This window comes from Kocuria nitroreducens (assembly GCF_042879195.1).
GTDB classification, from domain to species: Bacteria; Actinomycetota; Actinomycetes; order Actinomycetales; family Micrococcaceae; genus Kocuria; species Kocuria nitroreducens.
In genome coordinates, this window is record NZ_JBHZTC010000002.1 from 121,543 (window position 1) to 136,872 (window position 15,330).

Here is a 15,330-nt window from a genome sequence, read left to right on the forward strand (position 1 = left end):
CGCCGTCAGCCCGGCACGCGTTAGAGTGCACGCAGCAGGGACGGCTCCGCGCCGTTCCCCCGGGCTCGCGCGCTCCCCCATCCCGCGCACGGCCCGGACGGACGACACCACGTCAGGGGCGGCACGACATGGGCAATTCCATCCAGGACGACCTCTTCGGGGACGACGAGCGCGACGCCGCCGGCCCGGCCCCCGGCGATCCCGGCGGCCGCGGTGCCTCCGGCGCCCCGGAGGCGCCGGCCGAGCTCGTCCGGGGCTCCGGGCCGGGACGCTTCGTCGCCGGGCTGGTCCTCAGCGCGGTCGTGCTCGTGGTGCTGGCCGGCGTCGGGGCGCTCTACCTGGGCGGAGTGGGACGCGACCTCTTCGGTGCCGGCCGGGAGGCCGAGTTCATCCCTGCCCCCGCGGTGACCAGGTCGCCCACCGCCACGCCAACCGCCTCGCCCACACCGTCCCGGTCGCGCACTCCCTCCCCTGCGCCGAGCCCCTCGGCGGAGGAGCCCGCCCCGCCCCCACCGGCCCCGGAGCCGGTGGCGCCGCCGGCACCGTACGTCCCCCCGGCGCCCGTGGTCCCCGAACCGGTCGTGCCCCAACCCGTCGTGCCCGAACCCGTCGTGCCGGCCCCCGTCCCGGCCCCAGCCCCCGTCCCCGCCCCGTTCCCGCCGCAGCCCGTGCTTCCCCCGTCGTCACCGTCCTCGCCGGCCCCGGCGGAGCCCGAGCAGGGCGAGGGGCAGGGCACGGGCGAAGGGGGCACGGACGAAGAGGACGCGAACGGGGAGAGCCCTGGCGGAGAGGGCCCGGGCGAGGACGGCGATCGTGCCGCTCCGGCCGCCGCAGAGTCGGGGACCGAGGAGGACGCCGACCAAACAGCCGACGAGGACTCCCCGCCGGCTCCCTGAGCCCGGCCCCTCGGCCGCGGTTCCCTCAGCGCAGGCGTTCCGTCGCGGCTCCCGTCACTGCAGCTGCTCAGGGGCGGGTGCTCAGGCCAGGCGCAGCAGCGGGACCTCCCGCTCGGCGCGGGTGAGCGAGCCGTGCTGGCCGACCATGGACAGGACGCTCGGGCGGAGCCGGCCCAGGTCGAACAGCGCCAAAGGCTCCCTCGCCAGCACGAGCAGGTCGCCGATGCGCCCGCGCACGGCGTCTCGCACGAGCGCCGGCGGGCCGAAGTAGCCGGCGTCGAGGGCGGCCTCCCGGGAGAGGATCCACACCCGGGGACCGAACTGCTCCCGCCAGGCGGCCACGAGCGCCCGGACGTCCTGCGCCGTCACGTCCGGCTCCAGGTGCAGCTGCACCGTCCGGGGCTCTCCGGCCGTGTGCCGGACCCCGTCCAGCAGCCCCGGCAGCTCGGACAAGTCGACGCGCGCGTCCCGGGGGACGTCCACCATGCCGTGGTCACCGGTCACCAGCACCGTGGTGCCGGACGGCACTCGTGCGACCAGCCGGCGCAGGGACGCGTCGAGCTCCTCGAACTGGGCCGTCCACTCCCAGGACTCCCAGCCCCGGGCGTGACCGGTGCGGTCGAGCTCGTCCCAGTAGAAGTACATGAGGGCGTCGCGGCCCGCGGCGAGCTGGTCGAGCGCGGTGCTGACCCGCGCCGCCGGTCCCTCCGCGGCCACGAACCGGCCCCCGCGCAGGGCGGCCTCGGTGAGCCCGGAGCCGGCGAACTTGTGCCGGCTGACCGTGACCACGTCGAGGTGCTCGGCGGCGCACTCGAGCACCGTGGGCAGCGGCTGCCACGTCCGGGGGTCCACGGCGGCGTCCCAGCCGCCGAGCTGGTTCACGACCCGGTCCCGGTCCGGGTCCAGCACGTCGTAGCCCACGAGTCCGTGCACCCCGGGGGCGGCGCCCGTGCCGAGGGACGCCAGCGAGGCCGCCGTCGTCGTGGGGAACGCCGCGTCCAGGGTGGCGAGGCTTCGCGCGCCGGCCAGACCGGGGGCGTGCCCGGCGCGGGCCCGCAGCTGGGCCCGTCCCAGTCCGTCCACCATGACGACGACGACCCGCCGGGCGGAGGGCAGCCCCAGCGGGTTCCGGAAGCCGGGCACGCCCAGGGACGCCGCGGCCGAGGACATGACCTCGGCGACCGAACGGCTGCCGTAGCGTGGCGGCCCCGGCAGGTCGGCGGGCGGCGCGGGCAGGACCTCCTGGACCGCCCTCACCGGGCGGCGCCGCTGTCCCGGCCGGTGAACCGGTCGGTGAACCGGGTGCGCGGGGTGGCGAGGGTCGCCCGGCGCGGGGCCGGCGTGCGCCCGTGGGCCGGCTGCGCTATCTGCGCGCCGTCGGTCAGCGGGGACAGGTTGGCCCGGCGCAGCGTGCGCGCGAACTCCCGGGCGCCCTCCACGGCCGTCGGGCCGTCGGCCTCCGCGCTGATCCGCAGCACGATGTCCTCCCGGGCGGCCGTGCCGGTGTAGCCGTGGTCGGCCTGGCACTGGGGGTCCTCGCACAGCGCCGGTGCCAGGTCCACGTGCAGGGTGCCCGTCCACGCGATGGCGAGCGTCACCTCGGAGATCGGGCTGTCCGGACGGTAGTTGGCCGGCTGGTAGTACGAGTAGCTCAGCGTCACCGAGCGGATCTGGGAGATCCCGACCGTCTCCGTCGAGACCCGTGCCACCACGTCGCGGCCGCTCTCGTCGAACTCCTCGTCGTCCACGTGCGTCACGTGCAGCACGTCCTCGGCGAGCACCAGCACGGTGGTGTGGCGGTGCACCTCCGTGCGGTCGATGTGGGTCTCCAGCTGCACGAGGTGGGAGACCGGGGACCGGCCGTCCAGCGAGTCCTGAACCACGTCGATCACCAGCTGCGGGTAGAAGCCGGCCTTGTTGATGTCCTCGACCAGCCGCTGGCCGCGCTCACCTGAATACGTCATGGGGGTCATTTTCCCCCACAGCCGCGTCCGCGCCCAACACGGGCCTTCAGGGCACGCGGAAGTAGCAGCGCCTCTCCCCGCCGCCCACGTCCTCACAGACCCGTTCCAGCACCACGGGGCTCTCCTCCGGCGCCGGGCTCGGAGTGCCGTCCGCGCTGCGCGAGACGGTGGGCGAGGCCCCGGGGTCGGGCACCCGGTTCGCGGAGCCGAGGGGGTCGAGCAGCAGATAGCCGCTGAGCAGCGCTGTCATCCCCACCAGTACCACGAACACCCCCCTCACCACGGTGCCGCGGCGACGCCGCCCCGCCCGGGCCGGCCGCGAGTGTGCCTCCGTGGACTTTCCCGCGGCGAGCCGGCGGCGCGCCGGGTCCCGGCCGGGCTCCGTCCCGGGCCCTGCGGCGCCGGAGGACCCGGCCGCCCCCCTCCCGGGGTTCCCGTGCCCGGACGCCGTGCGGTCCGGCACCTCGTGGTCGGTCTCCCCGGTGCCGGTCCCCCCGGTGCCGGTCCCGGCCGCCCTGACACCGGAGCGTCCTGCTCCGGTGTCCAGCGTGTCGGGTCCGTCCGGGAAAGGACCGCCGGTCTCCGCGCCGACCGCTGCCACGGCACCGCCGCCCGGACCGGAGCCGGTGGCCCCGTCCGTGCCGTCCCATCCGGTCCGCACCCGGCTCGCCCACGGCTCCGGCAGCGGATCGAGGACGTCGAAGACCTCGAACGGCTCCCCGTCCCGCGTGCGAGCCGGGTCGAAGCGCCGCCGCGCCGCACCCGCGGTGAGCTCGTGGAGCACGGCCACGGCCGCGTCGCGGCGCTGGGCGGGGTCCGGGGTGAGCAGCGCCGCGAGGTGCTCCGCGAGGTCGCCCTGCTCCCCCACCACCGCGCGCGCGTCGTTGGGGCCCAGGCTCTCCTGCGGCTCCAGCGAGGGGTCGAGCATCCGCAGCGCCGTGATGCCTGCCGCGTAGAGATCCTGCGCGGAGTTCGGGTCGGTGAGCTCGTACGCCTCGGGGGGAAGGTAGCCGGGGGTGCCCACCACCGTCCCCGTCCGGGTCAGCCGGGCGTCCTGGACGCGCACGGCGATGCCGAAGTCGGAGAGGAGGGTGTGGGGCCGGCCCGTCCCGGTGCTGTCCAGCATGAGGTTGCCCGGCTTCACGTCCCGGTGCACCCAGCCCTGGGCGTGCACGAACTGCAGCGCCTGGAGCAGCTGGGCCAGGACCTCCTCGGTCAGCTCCACCGAGGCGGCACCGTTGTCGAGCAGCGCGGACTCCAGGGTGCCGCCGTGGACGAGGGGCATCGCGATGACCACGTGCGCGTCCTCCGCGGCCCACCCGTACGGGGCGAGCACGTGCGGGTGGTCCAGCTTCACCGACTGCTCGCGCGCGAAGCGCAGCAGGTCCGCGGAGTCGCGCTGGCGCAGCACCTTGGCCGCGCACAGCTGCTGGAGTCGGCCGTCCCAGGCCCGCCACACGGACCCGCTGCCGCCGCGCGCGATGGGGTCGATCAGGGTGTATCGACCGGCTATGGTGTCCGCCACGAAATCCGGGCCCGCCTAGCTGCGCATGGCCCGGCGCGCGCTGTCCGTCCGCTGCCGGGCGTTGCCGATGCCGACCGAGGCTCCGAGCACGGTCAGGGAGCCGCTGGCGACGAGCACGGGGTTCAGCTCCACGCGGGCGATCTCGGGGTGCCGGTCCTTGAGCAGCGCCACCCGGGAGACGAGGTCCTCGAGCCGGCCGACGTCCGAGGCCGGGATTCCCTGGTGGCCGAAGAGCTTGCGGGAGGCCTTGGGCTCGCGCACCATCCGCCGCACGTCCTGGTCGGTGAGCGGCGGGACCCGGTGCGCCCAGTCCTCGAGGAGGTTCACCGCGTCCCCGGCCATCCCGAACGAGACCACGGGTCCGATGAGGGGGTCCTCGATGGCCCGGACCAGCACGGACTGACCGGTCGGGGCCATGGTCTGCACCTCGAGGTCGAAGGTGCCGAAGGGGGCGAGCGCCCGGTGCATGTTCTCGATGGCCGCGCGCAGCTGTCCGTCGTCCTGGATGTTGAGCTGCACCCCGCCCAGGTCGAGGCGGTGCCGGAGGTTGGGGTCGGTGGTCTTCAGGGCCACGGGGTAGCCGAGCCGCGCGGCGGCGGCAGGGGCGTCCTCGGGGTCCGTGAACCGTTCGCTGGGCAGCAGGCCGATGCCGTAGGTCTCCAGCAGGGCCCGCGTCTGGTGCCCGTCCAGCTCGAGCAGCTCGTCGCCGGAGACCCGGGGCAGGATCGTCTCCACGAAGGTCTCGGCCGCCTCCGCGTCGATGCCCTTCGGCTCGGCCGGCCGGCCCTGGTCCTGGGCGCGCCACCGGGTGTAGTCCACCACCTTGGCGAGCGCGCGCAGGGCCGCCCCCGGCGAGTCGAAGCAGGGCACGTCCAGGCCGTCGTCGGCGTGGTGGAGGGCAGAGGCGGCCCCGGGCTCGGTGCTGCCCGTGAACACGACCACCACGGTCTTGCCGTGCTCCCGGCCCACGCGGCCCACGAACTCGGCCACGGCCGCCGGCTGAGTGCCCGGGATCGGCATCAGCGTGACCACGGCGGAGTCGACGGCCTCGGCGCCGAGGCAGCTGTCGACGGCCGCCCGCAGCGCTTCGAGGGCGTCCTGGCCGCCGTCCGCGGTCCTGACCCCCGCCTGGATCGCCGCGACGTCCAGGCCCAGCTGCATGCACCGGTCCTCCATGAGCTGGCCCAGGGCCAGCGCGTTGGACACGAGGGCCGTGCGGGCGCCAGCGGGCAGGGGCTGGCCGGCGAGGATCCCGGCCACGTCCATCAGGTGCTCGCTCGTGTCCGCGCGGATCACCCCGGCCTGCCGGAACATCGCGTCCAAGGCCCCCGGCGGCGCCTGGGTGGTGCGCCCGGTGTGGCCGGGAGGCAGCCGCAGCCCGGTGACCTCGCTCTTCGCCACGATCACGGGCTTGGTCAGCGACAGCCGGCGCGCGATGCGGGAGAACTTGCGCGGGTTGCCCACCGACTGCAGGTAGAGCCCGCACGCGCGGGTCGCGGCGTCGTCCTCCCAGTACTGCATCATGTCGTTGCCGGAGACGTCCGCCCGGTTGCCGGCGGAGAGGTACGTGGACACGCCCACGTCGTGGCGCAGCGCGGCGGCGTTGAGCATCATGCCGATGGCGCCGGACTGGCTGAACAGCCCCAGCGGGCCCTCCCGCGGCACGGCGGGCAGGATCGAGGCGTTGAAGCAGGACTCGGGGGCCGTGCTGTAGAGACCGAGGCTCGCCGGGCCGACCACGCGCATCCCGTGGGAACGCGCGCGGCGCACGAGCTCGGTCTGCATGGCCTGCCCGGCCGCGCCGGCCTCGGCGTATCCGCCCGTGACCACCACGACGGCGCGCACGCCGGCCGCGCCGCACTGGTCCACGACGTCGGCCACCTGGTCGACGGGGACGGCGACCACGGCGAGGTCGACGCGCTCCGGGACCTCCCCGATCGAGGTGGCGTGGGTCATGCCCTCCCGCTCGAACGGTGTGGGGCTCACGCCGCTGAGCCGGCCGGCGAACCCGGAGGCGACGAGGTGCTCGACCAACGCGTGCCCGGCGTGGCCGGGGTCCCGTGAGGCGCCGATCACGGCGATCGAGGACGGGGAGAGTAGGTCGGCCATGGAGAGGGCCTCGGCCCGGTGCTCCCGCGCGGCCATCACGGCCAGCGACTTCTCGGTCGGGTCGATGTCGAAGCCCACCACCACCACGCCGTCGTCGAACTTGCGGGTGAGCTCGTAGCCTGCCTCCGCGAACACGCGGAGCATCTTCCGGTTCTCGGGCAGGACCTCCGCGGAGAAGTGGTCGATCCCGTTCTCGCGCGCGGCCGCGGCGAGGTGCTCGAGCAGGATCGAGCCGATGCCCCGTCCCTGGTGGGCGTCCGAGATCATGAAGGCGACCTCGGCGTCGTCGGGCCGGTCCGTGCGGTCGTAGCGGCCCACGCCGATGATCCGGTCCCCCAGCAGCAGGACGAAGCAGACGCGGTCCCGGTGGTCCACGCGGGTGAACCGCTCCAGCTCCCGGGCGGACAGGGTGGGCTTGTAGGAGAAGAACCGCAGGTAGATGGAGTTCTCGGACTGCGACTGGTGGAAGGCCAGGAGCGCGTCCTTGTCCTCCGGGGAGATCGGGCGCAGCTGGGCAGTCGCGCCGTCGCGGAGGATCACGTCGGCCTCCCAGTACTCGGGGTACTCTCCGGCGTCGTCCGTGTCCGCGGTCTCTGGAACCATAGACTTCAGGCTAGTAGACAAACCTGCACCGTCAACGGTGCGTCCCGGTGCGTCCCCGGCCGATCTCGAACGCCGAGCCGCCGGGTCCGCCCCGGACCGACCCACGACCGAAGGACCCCCCGCTGTGATGGCACGCCGCCGTGCGCCCTCCCGCCCGTCCGCCGAGGACGAGCTGCCCGCCGACTTCCGGGAGAACATCGTCGACATCGACGTGACCTCCGAGATGGAGACGAGCTTCCTCGAGTACTCGTACTCCGTCATCTACTCCCGCGCCCTGCCAGATGCCCGGGACGGGCTCAAGCCCGTGCAGCGCCGCATCCTGTTCATGATGAACCAGATGGGTCTGCGCCCCGACCGCGGCCACGTCAAGAGCGCGCGCGTCGTGGGGGAGGTGATGGGCAAGCTGCACCCGCACGGCGACTCCGCCATCTACGACGCGATGGTCCGCCTCGCCCAGTCCTTCGCGATGCGTCTGCCCCTCGTGGACGGGCACGGCAACTTCGGCTCCCTCGACGACGGCCCCGCCGCCTCCCGCTACACCGAGGCCCGGATGGCCCCGGCCGCCCTGGCGCTGACGGCCGACCTCGACGAGGACGTCGTCGACTTCGTGCCCAACTACGACAACCAGTTCACCCAGCCGGGCGTGCTGCCCGCGGCGTTCCCCAATCTGCTGGTCAACGGCTCGTCCGGCATCGCGGTGGGCATGGCCACGAACATGGCCCCGCACAACCTGCGGGAGGTCGTCGCGGGAGCCCGCCACCTCGTGGAGCATCCCGAGGCGACGCTCGAGGAGCTCATGCGTTTCGTCCCGGGCCCGGACCTGCCCTCGGGCGGGCGGATCGTGGGCCTCGACGGGATCCGGGACGCCTACCGGACGGGGCGGGGCTCCTTCAAGACCCGCGCGAAGGTGTCGATCGAGCAGGTCTCCCCCCGCAAGCAGGGCATCGTCGTCACCCAGCTGCCCTACATGGTGGGGCCCGAGAAGGTCACCGAGAAGATCAAGGAGGCGGCGCAGGCCAAGAAGATCCAGGGCGTCTCCGACGTCGTGGACCTCACCGACCGCAAGAACGGCCTGCGGCTCGTCATCGAGATCAAGAACGGCTTCAATCCGCAGGCCGTCCTCCAGCAGCTCTACAAGTACACGCCCATGGAGGACTCCTTCGGGATCAACAACGTGGCGCTCGTGGACGGACGGCCCCGCACCATGGGCCTCCTCGAGCTGCTGCGGGTCTACGTGGAGCACCGGCTGTCGGTGGTCCGGCGGCGCACCGGCTTCCGGCTGGGCAAGCGGCGCGACCGCCTGCACCTGGTCGAGGGCCTGCTCGTGGCCATCGTCGACATCGACGAGATCATCCAGATCATCCGCTCCTCCGACGAGACCGCCGTGGCCCGGGAACGGCTCATGGCCGTGTACGACCTCAGCCGCGTGCAGGCCGACCACATCCTCGAGCTGCGCCTGCGGCAGCTGACCAAGTACTCGCGGATCGAGCTCGAGAAGGAGCAGGAGGAGCTGCGCCGGGAGATCACCGAGCTCGAGGAGACGCTCGCGTCCGACTCCCGGCTGCGGGCCCTGGTCTCCGCGGAGCTCGCGGAGACCGCGGAGGTCCACGGCGACGACCGGCGCACCGAGCTCCTCGAGTCGGAGGCCCTGCCGGCGCCCGCGGCCGCGGCGGCGGCCCCCGCCCCGGGGAGGACGTCGGCGGGCGGGCTCGCGCTCGAGATCGCCGACGACCCGTGCTGGGTCTTCCTGTCCACGTCGGGCCAGCTCGCCCGCACCCCCTCCCAGGTGCCGCTGGTGGACCCGCCGCGGCGGATCAAGCACGACGCCCTGGTCTCCTCGGTGCGGGCCACCGCCCGCGGGGAGATCGGGGCGGTCACGTCGACCGGGCGCATGCTGCGCGTCCAGGTGATGGACGTGCCCGTGCTGACCGCCTTCGAGGGCACCCCGAAGCTGGGCGACGGCGTCCCGGTCAAGGACTTCCTCACCCTCGGCCGCGGGGAGCGTCTCGTGGGGCTCGCGCCGCTCAACGCCGTGCTGGCCCTGGGCACCCGCAACGGCGTGGTCAAGCGGATCAGCCCCGAGCATCCCCTCAACCGCGACGACTGGGAGGTCATCACGCTCAAGGACGGTGACGAGGTGGTCGGCCTGGCCGAGTCGGCCGCCACGGAGGACGAGCTGGTGTTCGTGACCCGGGACGGCAAGCTGCTGCACTTCGACGCCGGTGCCGTGCGCGCCCAGGGCCGCACCGCCGGCGGCGTCGCCGGGGTCAAGCTGGTCCCGGGGGACGCCGTGGTGTTCTTCGGGGCCGTGCGCGCCGCGGACGAGACGCCCGTGGTCGTGACCCTCGCCCGCGCCGACGAGGTGCTGCCCGGCATGTCGCAGTACTCGGTGAAGGTCACCCCGTTCTCGGAGTACCCCCCGAAGGGCCGTGCCACCGGCGGGGTGCGCGCGCACCGGTTCCTGAAGGGGGAGACGGGACTGGCCCTGGCCTGGGTGGGGCACGGACCGGCCAAGGCGGTCTCGGCCTCGGGCGTGGCCCGGGCCCTGCCCACCGAGCACGGCCGCCGGGACGGATCGGGCGTGCCCACGGACCAGGTGATCGACGCGGTGGGCCCGGCCTACGGCTGAGGCTCAGCGGCGGGGGCCGAGCAGCCCCATCTGCTGCACCGCCGCGCGCTCCTCCTCGAGCTCCCGGACGGAGCGGTCGATGCGGGTGCGGGAGAACTCGTCCAGCTCGAGGTCCGTGACGACCTCGGCCCGGCCGTCCCGGCAGACGACCGGGAACGAGCTGATGAGCCCCTCCGGCACGCCGTAGGAGCCGTCGGAGGCGACCGCCATGGACGTCCACGCGCCGTCGGCGGTGCCCAGGACCCAGTCGTGGACGTGGCACAGGGTCGCGTGCGCCGCCGAGGCCACCGACGAGCCGCCGCGGACGTCGATGATCTCCGCCCCGCGGCGTGCCACCCGGGGGATGAAGGTGTCGTCCACCCAGGCGAGGTCGTGTCCTGCCCCGGCCAGCACCTCGAGCGCCGGCCGGCCCCCGACCGTGGCGTGGGTCAGGTCGGGGTACTGGCTCGCGGAGTGGTTGCCCCACACGACGACGCCCTCGATCTCGCCCACGCGGGCCCCGGTCGCCGCGGCGAGCTGGGCGAGCGCACGGTGGTGGTCGAGACGGGTCAGCGCGGTGAACCGCTCGCACGGGACGTCCGGGGCGTGCGAGGCGGCGATGTAGGCGTTGGTGTTGGCGGGGTTGCCGACCACCACGGCCCGGAAGTCCTCGGCCGCTCCGCGGTTGACGGCCCGCCCCTGGACCGAGAAGATCCCGGCGTTGGCCTCGAGCAGATCGGCGCGCTCCATGCCCTGGGACCGAGGGCGGGCCCCGATGAGCAGGCCCACGGAGGCGCCGTCGAACGCGGCGTCCGCGTCCTCGAAGACCTCCACGCCCTCGAGCAGCGGGAACGCCCCGTCCTGCAGCTCCAGGGCCGTGCCTTCCGCCGCCCGCCGCGCCTGCGGGAGCTCGAGCAGGTGCAGACGGACGGGAGTGCCGGACCCGAGGAGGTCGCCCGCCGCCGCCCGGAAGAGGGTGGCGTAGCCGATCTGTCCCGCGGCACCGGTCACGGTGACGGTGACCGGCCGGGACCGGCCGGGTGGGGGGGGCGGGGTGTGCGGGCCGGTGGCGGTCATGCGGGGTCCTTCCTCGGGGACGGTCGCTCGTCCCTGCCCAGCGTAGCGGCCGGACCGCGGCACCGGCACGGCAGTCCCCGATGCGCTCAGGCGTCGATGCGCTCCTGGTCCAGCTGCGTGGCGCCCTCGATGATGAAGTCCTTGCGCGGGGCCACCTCGGAGCCCATGAGCAGGGAGAAGGCGTGCTCGGCGGCTTCGGCGTCCTCGACCCGGATCCGGCGCAGCATCCGGTGCCGGACGTCCATGGTCGTCTCCGCGAGCTGGTCCGCGTCCATCTCGCCGAGGCCCTTGTAGCGCTGGATGGGCTCCTTGAACCGCCGCCCCTCCGCCTCGAGCCGCGCGAGCAGGTCCGCGAGCTCGCGCTCGGAGTACGTGTAGACCATCTCGTTGGCCGTACTGCCCCCATTGACGATCTCCACCCGGTGCAGCGGGGGCACCGCCGCGTAGACCCGGCCGGCCTCCACGAGGGGACGCATGTAGCGGTAGAACAGCGTAAGCAGCAGGGTGCGGATGTGCGCGCCGTCGACGTCGGCGTCGGTCATCATGATGACCTTGCCGTAGCGGGCGGCGGTGAGGTCGAAGGTGCGCCCCGAGCCGGCGCCGATGACCTGGATGAGCGCGGCGCACTCCGTGTTGGCGAGCATGTCCGTGATGGACGCCTTCTGCACGTTGAGGATCTTGCCGCGGATCGGCAGCAGCGCCTGGTAGTTGGAGGAACGGGCCAGCCGCGCCGTGCCGAGGGCGGAGTCGCCCTCCACGATGAACAGCTCGGAACGCTCCACGTCGTTCGAGCGGCACTCGACCAGCTTGGCCGGCATCGACGAGGTCTCCAGGGCGTTCTTGCGCCGCTGGGTCTCCTTGTGCACCCGCGCGGAAATGCGGGACTTCATCTCCGCCACGACCTTCTCGAGCAGCTGACCGGCCTGCTGCTTGTCGTGGCGGCCGGTGGACGTGAGCTTGGCGGTCAGCTCCTGCTCGATCACCCGGCTCACGATCTGGCGCACGGCGGGGGTGCCCAGGACCTCCTTGGTCTGGCCCTCGAACTGCGGCTCGGCCAGCCGCACCGTGAGCACGGCCGTGAGACCGGCGAGGACGTCGTCCTTCTCGATCTTGTCGCTGCCGGCCTTGAGCTTGCGGGCGTTGGACTCGATCTGCTTCCGGAACGTCTTCAGCAGGGCCGCCTCGAAACCGGCCTGGTGGGTGCCGCCCTTGGGGGTGGCGATGATGTTCACGAACGAGCGCAGGGACGTGTCGTAGCCGATGCCCCAGCGCAGGGCGACGTCGACCTCGCACGTGCGGTCCAGCTCCGTGAGCTTGGAGCGGCCGTTCTGGTCCAGGACCGGGACGTTCTCCTTGAACCGGCCCTCGCCCTGGAAGCGCCACACGTCGGTGACCGAGCTGTCAGCGGCGAGGTACTCCACGAACTCGGAGATCCCGCCGTCGTGCTGGAACACCTCCTCGTGGGTCCCGAACTCCCCCGGCGTGCCGGGCAGGCCCCGCTGGTCGCGCACGGTGATGCGCAGTCCCGGGATCAGGAACGAGGTCTGACGGGCACGCTTGGCGAGCTCCTCGTAGCTGAACCTGGCGTCCGTCGTGAAGATCTGCTCGTCCGCCCAGTACCGGATCCGCGTGCCGGTGACCCCGCGCTTGGCCTTGCCGACGACGTCGAGCACCGACCCCTCCACGAACGGCTCGAACCGGGCGTGCGGGGAGGGCCTGCCCTGGTCGACGAACCGCCCCGGTTCGCCGTGCCGGAAGGACATCTGGTAGGTCTTCCCGCCGCGGTCCACCTGCACGTCCAGGCGAGCGGAGAGCGCGTTGACCACGGAGGCGCCCACGCCGTGCAGGCCCCCGGAGGCGCTGTAGGAGCCGCCGCCGAACTTCCCGCCCGCGTGCAGCTTGGTGAAGACGACCTCCACGCCGGTGAGCCCGGTGCGCGGCTCGAGGTCGATGGGAATGCCGCGGCCGTCGTCGTGGACCTCCACGGCGCCGTCGGCGTGCAGGACCACCGTGATCTGGTGGCCGAAGCCGGCGAGGGCCTCGTCCACGGAGTTGTCGATGATCTCCCACAGGCAGTGCATCAGCCCGCGCGAGTCGGTGGAGCCGATGTACATGCCCGGCCGCTTCCGGACGGCTTCGAGGCCCTCGAGGACGGAGAGGTGGCGGGCGTTGTACTCGGAACGGGACGGTGTCACGGGGATACGACTCCTGGGGGACGGCGGGATTCCCCACCACTGTAGTCCGGGGGGCGGACACCGCAGGCCCGGGCGTGGGCCGCGGTGCCCGCCTGCGGACCGGCACCGTGGCCTACGCCCGGGGCGAAAAACGGCGCCGACCGGAATCGATTGTCCGACGGCCGTGGTTGTATATAGCAGTACCCCGATGCGTCCAGGAGACCCCGGGTACCCGCATCCGCGGCCCCGTGCCGCGTGCACCGCGTACGACCCAGGAGGAGGATCCCGTGAACGCAACATTGGAGAGCCGAGAGCTCAATGCGACCGACCGCTGCGACGCGTGCGGCGCCCAGGCCTACGTCCGAGTGGTCCTCGAGTCGACGGGCGGTGAGCTGCTGTTCTGCGCTCACCACGCGCGCAAGAACGAGCAGAAACTGCGGCCGCTGGCCGCCACCTGGCAGGACGAGACCGAGCGCATCGGTTCCTGACCCGGTTACGCCCGCGACGGGCGATCGTCGTGAGGAAGGCCCCGACACCAGGTGTCGGGGCCTTCCTGCATGTCCCGTCCGTGAACCGGTCACCGGAACGGGGCACGCCACCGGAACCGATGACCCCACCGGAGCGGTGCACGGACCCGGTCGCGGACGTCCCGCGCCCGGACGGCGTCCGGACGCGGGACCGGCCGTCCGCTCAGTCGAGGTAGTCGCGCAGCACCTGCGACCGGGAGGGGTGGCGCAGCTTGGACATGGTCTTGGACTCTATCTGCCGGATGCGCTCACGCGTCACGCCGTAGACCTTGCCGATCTCGTCGAGCGTCTTGGGCTGGCCGTCGGTCAGGCCGAAGCGCATCGCCACGACCCCCGCCTCCCGCTCGGAGAGGGTGTCCAGGACCGAGTGCAGCTGCTCCTGCAGGAGCGTGAAGCTCACGGCGTCCGCGGGAACCACGGCCTCCGAGTCCTCGATCAGGTCGCCGAACTCCGAGTCGCCGTCCTCACCCAGCGGGGTGTGCAGGGAGATCGGCTCACGGCCGTACTTCTGCACCTCGACGACCTTCTCGGGCGTCATGTCGAGCTCGTTGGCCAGCTCCTCGGGGGTGGGCTCCCGGCCGAGGTCCTGCAGCATCTGGCGCTGGACCCGGGCAAGCTTGTTGATGACCTCGACCATGTGCACCGGGATGCGGATGGTGCGGGCCTGATCGGCCATGGCCCGGGTGATGGCCTGGCGGATCCACCACGTCGCGTACGTCGAGAACTTGAAGCCCTTGGTGTAGTCGAACTTCTCGACGGCGCGGATGAGACCGAGGTTGCCCTCCTGGATGAGATCCAGGAACAGCATGCCGCGACCGGTGTAGCGCTTCGCGAGCGAGACGACCAGGCGCAGGTTGGCCTCGAGCAGGTGGTTCTTGGCGCGCTTGCCGTCGTGGATGACCCAGCGCAGCTCCTTGCGGGTCTGCGGGTCCAGGGAGTCCTTCCCGTCCGTGAGCTTGTGCTCCGCGTACAGGCCCGCCTCGATCCGCAGCGCCAGGTCCACCTCCTGCTCGGCGTTCAGCAGCGCCACCTTGCCGATCTGCTTGAGGTAGTCCTTGACCGGGTCGGCCGTGGCCCCGGCGGAGACGACCTGCTGGGCCGGGGCGTCATCGTCGTCGTTGTTGGTGATGACGAAGCCGGAGGTCTTCTCGTCCTTGGGCGCGGGTGCGGCGGGCGCATCCCCGGGAGCGGCCTCCTCCTCCGCCTCGGCGTCCTCGTCCGCCTCGGGGTCGATCACCACGGCCTCGTCGGTCAGGGCGGTCTCGATGTCGGCGTCGTCGGTGACGACGACGTCCTCCTCGGGCTCCCCGACGACGTCCTGGGCCTCCTGGTCCGTCGGGGCCGCCGCCTTCGTGCGGCCCGTGGACTTCGGCGCGGCCGGAGCCTTGCTCGCGGCGGTCCTGGTCGCGGTCGACCGGCCGGACGTGGACTTCGTGGAAGCGACAGCGGTGGCGCTCTTGGGTGCGGTCGACTTCGCGGCGGTGGACTTCGCGGCCGTGGTCTTCTTCGCGGCCACGGTCTTCTTGGCGGCGGTCGACTTCGCAGCGGCGGTCTTCGCCCGCGGCGACGTGCCCGTGGTCCCGGTACCGGACGGCGACCGAGCGTCCCCGGTGCCCGGGGTCTCGGCGGCGGTGTCCGTCGTCTTGTTGCTGGCGGCAGGTGACACTGAGAGCCTTTCGTTGAGCGGTCACGGCGTCCGCCCTCGGGGCAACACGCCTATGACCCTGTCAAGTCCGTGCGCCGGGCACTGTCCGGCGCGGCGGGCTTGAAGGGTCCTGACAGCCGGAACCACCCGTGGCCGGGTTTTGTTCCCGCTCGGCCGGACCGACTCGAAAAAGCTCGGGAAC

The 15,330-nt window shown here is 73.0% G+C and carries 10 protein-coding genes; 3 read left to right on the forward strand and 7 right to left on the reverse strand.

Going from position 1 to position 15,330, the window contains the following annotated elements:
* The first annotated feature begins 128 nt into the window (after nt 1-128).
* On the forward strand, nt 129-896 hold the full coding sequence (locus ACFYE1_RS01725) for a hypothetical protein (RefSeq protein WP_387739273.1): 768 nt from the start codon (nt 129-131) through the stop codon (nt 894-896).
* Nucleotides 897-977: 81 nt separating this feature from the next.
* On the opposite strand, the gene ACFYE1_RS01730 is transcribed toward ACFYE1_RS01725, so the two are convergent.
* The 4 genes from ACFYE1_RS01730 to ACFYE1_RS01745 are packed head-to-tail and all read right to left on the reverse strand — an operon-like array spanning nt 978 to nt 7,097.
* On the reverse strand, nt 978-2,153 hold the full coding sequence (locus ACFYE1_RS01730) for an alkaline phosphatase family protein (protein WP_387739276.1): 1,176 nt from the start codon (nt 2,151-2,153) through the stop codon (nt 978-980).
* Entirely contained in the window at nt 2,150-2,860 is a 711-nt protein-coding gene (locus ACFYE1_RS01735) for a DUF5998 family protein (RefSeq protein ID WP_387739278.1), read from the reverse strand. The genes ACFYE1_RS01730 and ACFYE1_RS01735 overlap by 4 nt, the downstream gene beginning before the upstream one ends.
* A gap of 46 nt (nt 2,861-2,906) precedes the next feature.
* Nucleotides 2,907-4,385, reverse strand: coding sequence for a serine/threonine-protein kinase (locus ACFYE1_RS01740; RefSeq protein ID WP_387739281.1), 1,479 nt, complete (start codon nt 4,383-4,385; stop codon nt 2,907-2,909).
* A 15-nt stretch (nt 4,386-4,400) separates the two neighbouring features.
* Entirely contained in the window at nt 4,401-7,097 is a 2,697-nt protein-coding gene (locus tag ACFYE1_RS01745) for a bifunctional acetate--CoA ligase family protein/GNAT family N-acetyltransferase (RefSeq protein WP_387739284.1), read from the reverse strand.
* A 127-nt stretch (nt 7,098-7,224) separates the two neighbouring features.
* Between ACFYE1_RS01745 and ACFYE1_RS01750 the strand changes: the two genes are divergently transcribed.
* A complete protein-coding gene (locus ACFYE1_RS01750; RefSeq protein ID WP_387739286.1) occupies nt 7,225-9,726 on the forward strand; it encodes a DNA gyrase/topoisomerase IV subunit A in 2,502 nt (833 codons plus the stop codon).
* Nucleotides 9,727-9,729: 3 nt separating this feature from the next.
* Here the strand turns inward: ACFYE1_RS01750 and ACFYE1_RS01755 are convergent, their stop codons facing one another.
* Nucleotides 9,730-10,782, reverse strand: coding sequence for a malate dehydrogenase (locus ACFYE1_RS01755; protein WP_387739288.1), 1,053 nt, complete (start codon nt 10,780-10,782; stop codon nt 9,730-9,732).
* A gap of 86 nt (nt 10,783-10,868) precedes the next feature.
* On the reverse strand, nt 10,869-12,977 hold the full coding sequence (locus ACFYE1_RS01760) for a DNA gyrase/topoisomerase IV subunit B (protein ID WP_387739290.1): 2,109 nt from the start codon (nt 12,975-12,977) through the stop codon (nt 10,869-10,871).
* 266 nt (nt 12,978-13,243) lie between these two features.
* On the opposite strand from ACFYE1_RS01760, the gene ACFYE1_RS01765 reads away from it, so the two are divergent.
* Nucleotides 13,244-13,444: a DUF7455 domain-containing protein gene (locus tag ACFYE1_RS01765; RefSeq protein WP_344120181.1), complete on the forward strand. Its 201-nt coding sequence runs from the start codon at nt 13,244-13,246 to the stop codon at nt 13,442-13,444.
* Nucleotides 13,445-13,646: 202 nt separating this feature from the next.
* Here ACFYE1_RS01765 and ACFYE1_RS01770 read toward each other — a convergent pair whose 3' ends face one another.
* Nucleotides 13,647-15,149, reverse strand: coding sequence for an RNA polymerase sigma factor (locus ACFYE1_RS01770; RefSeq protein ID WP_387739293.1), 1,503 nt, complete (start codon nt 15,147-15,149; stop codon nt 13,647-13,649).
* Nucleotides 15,150-15,330 lie beyond the last annotated feature (181 nt).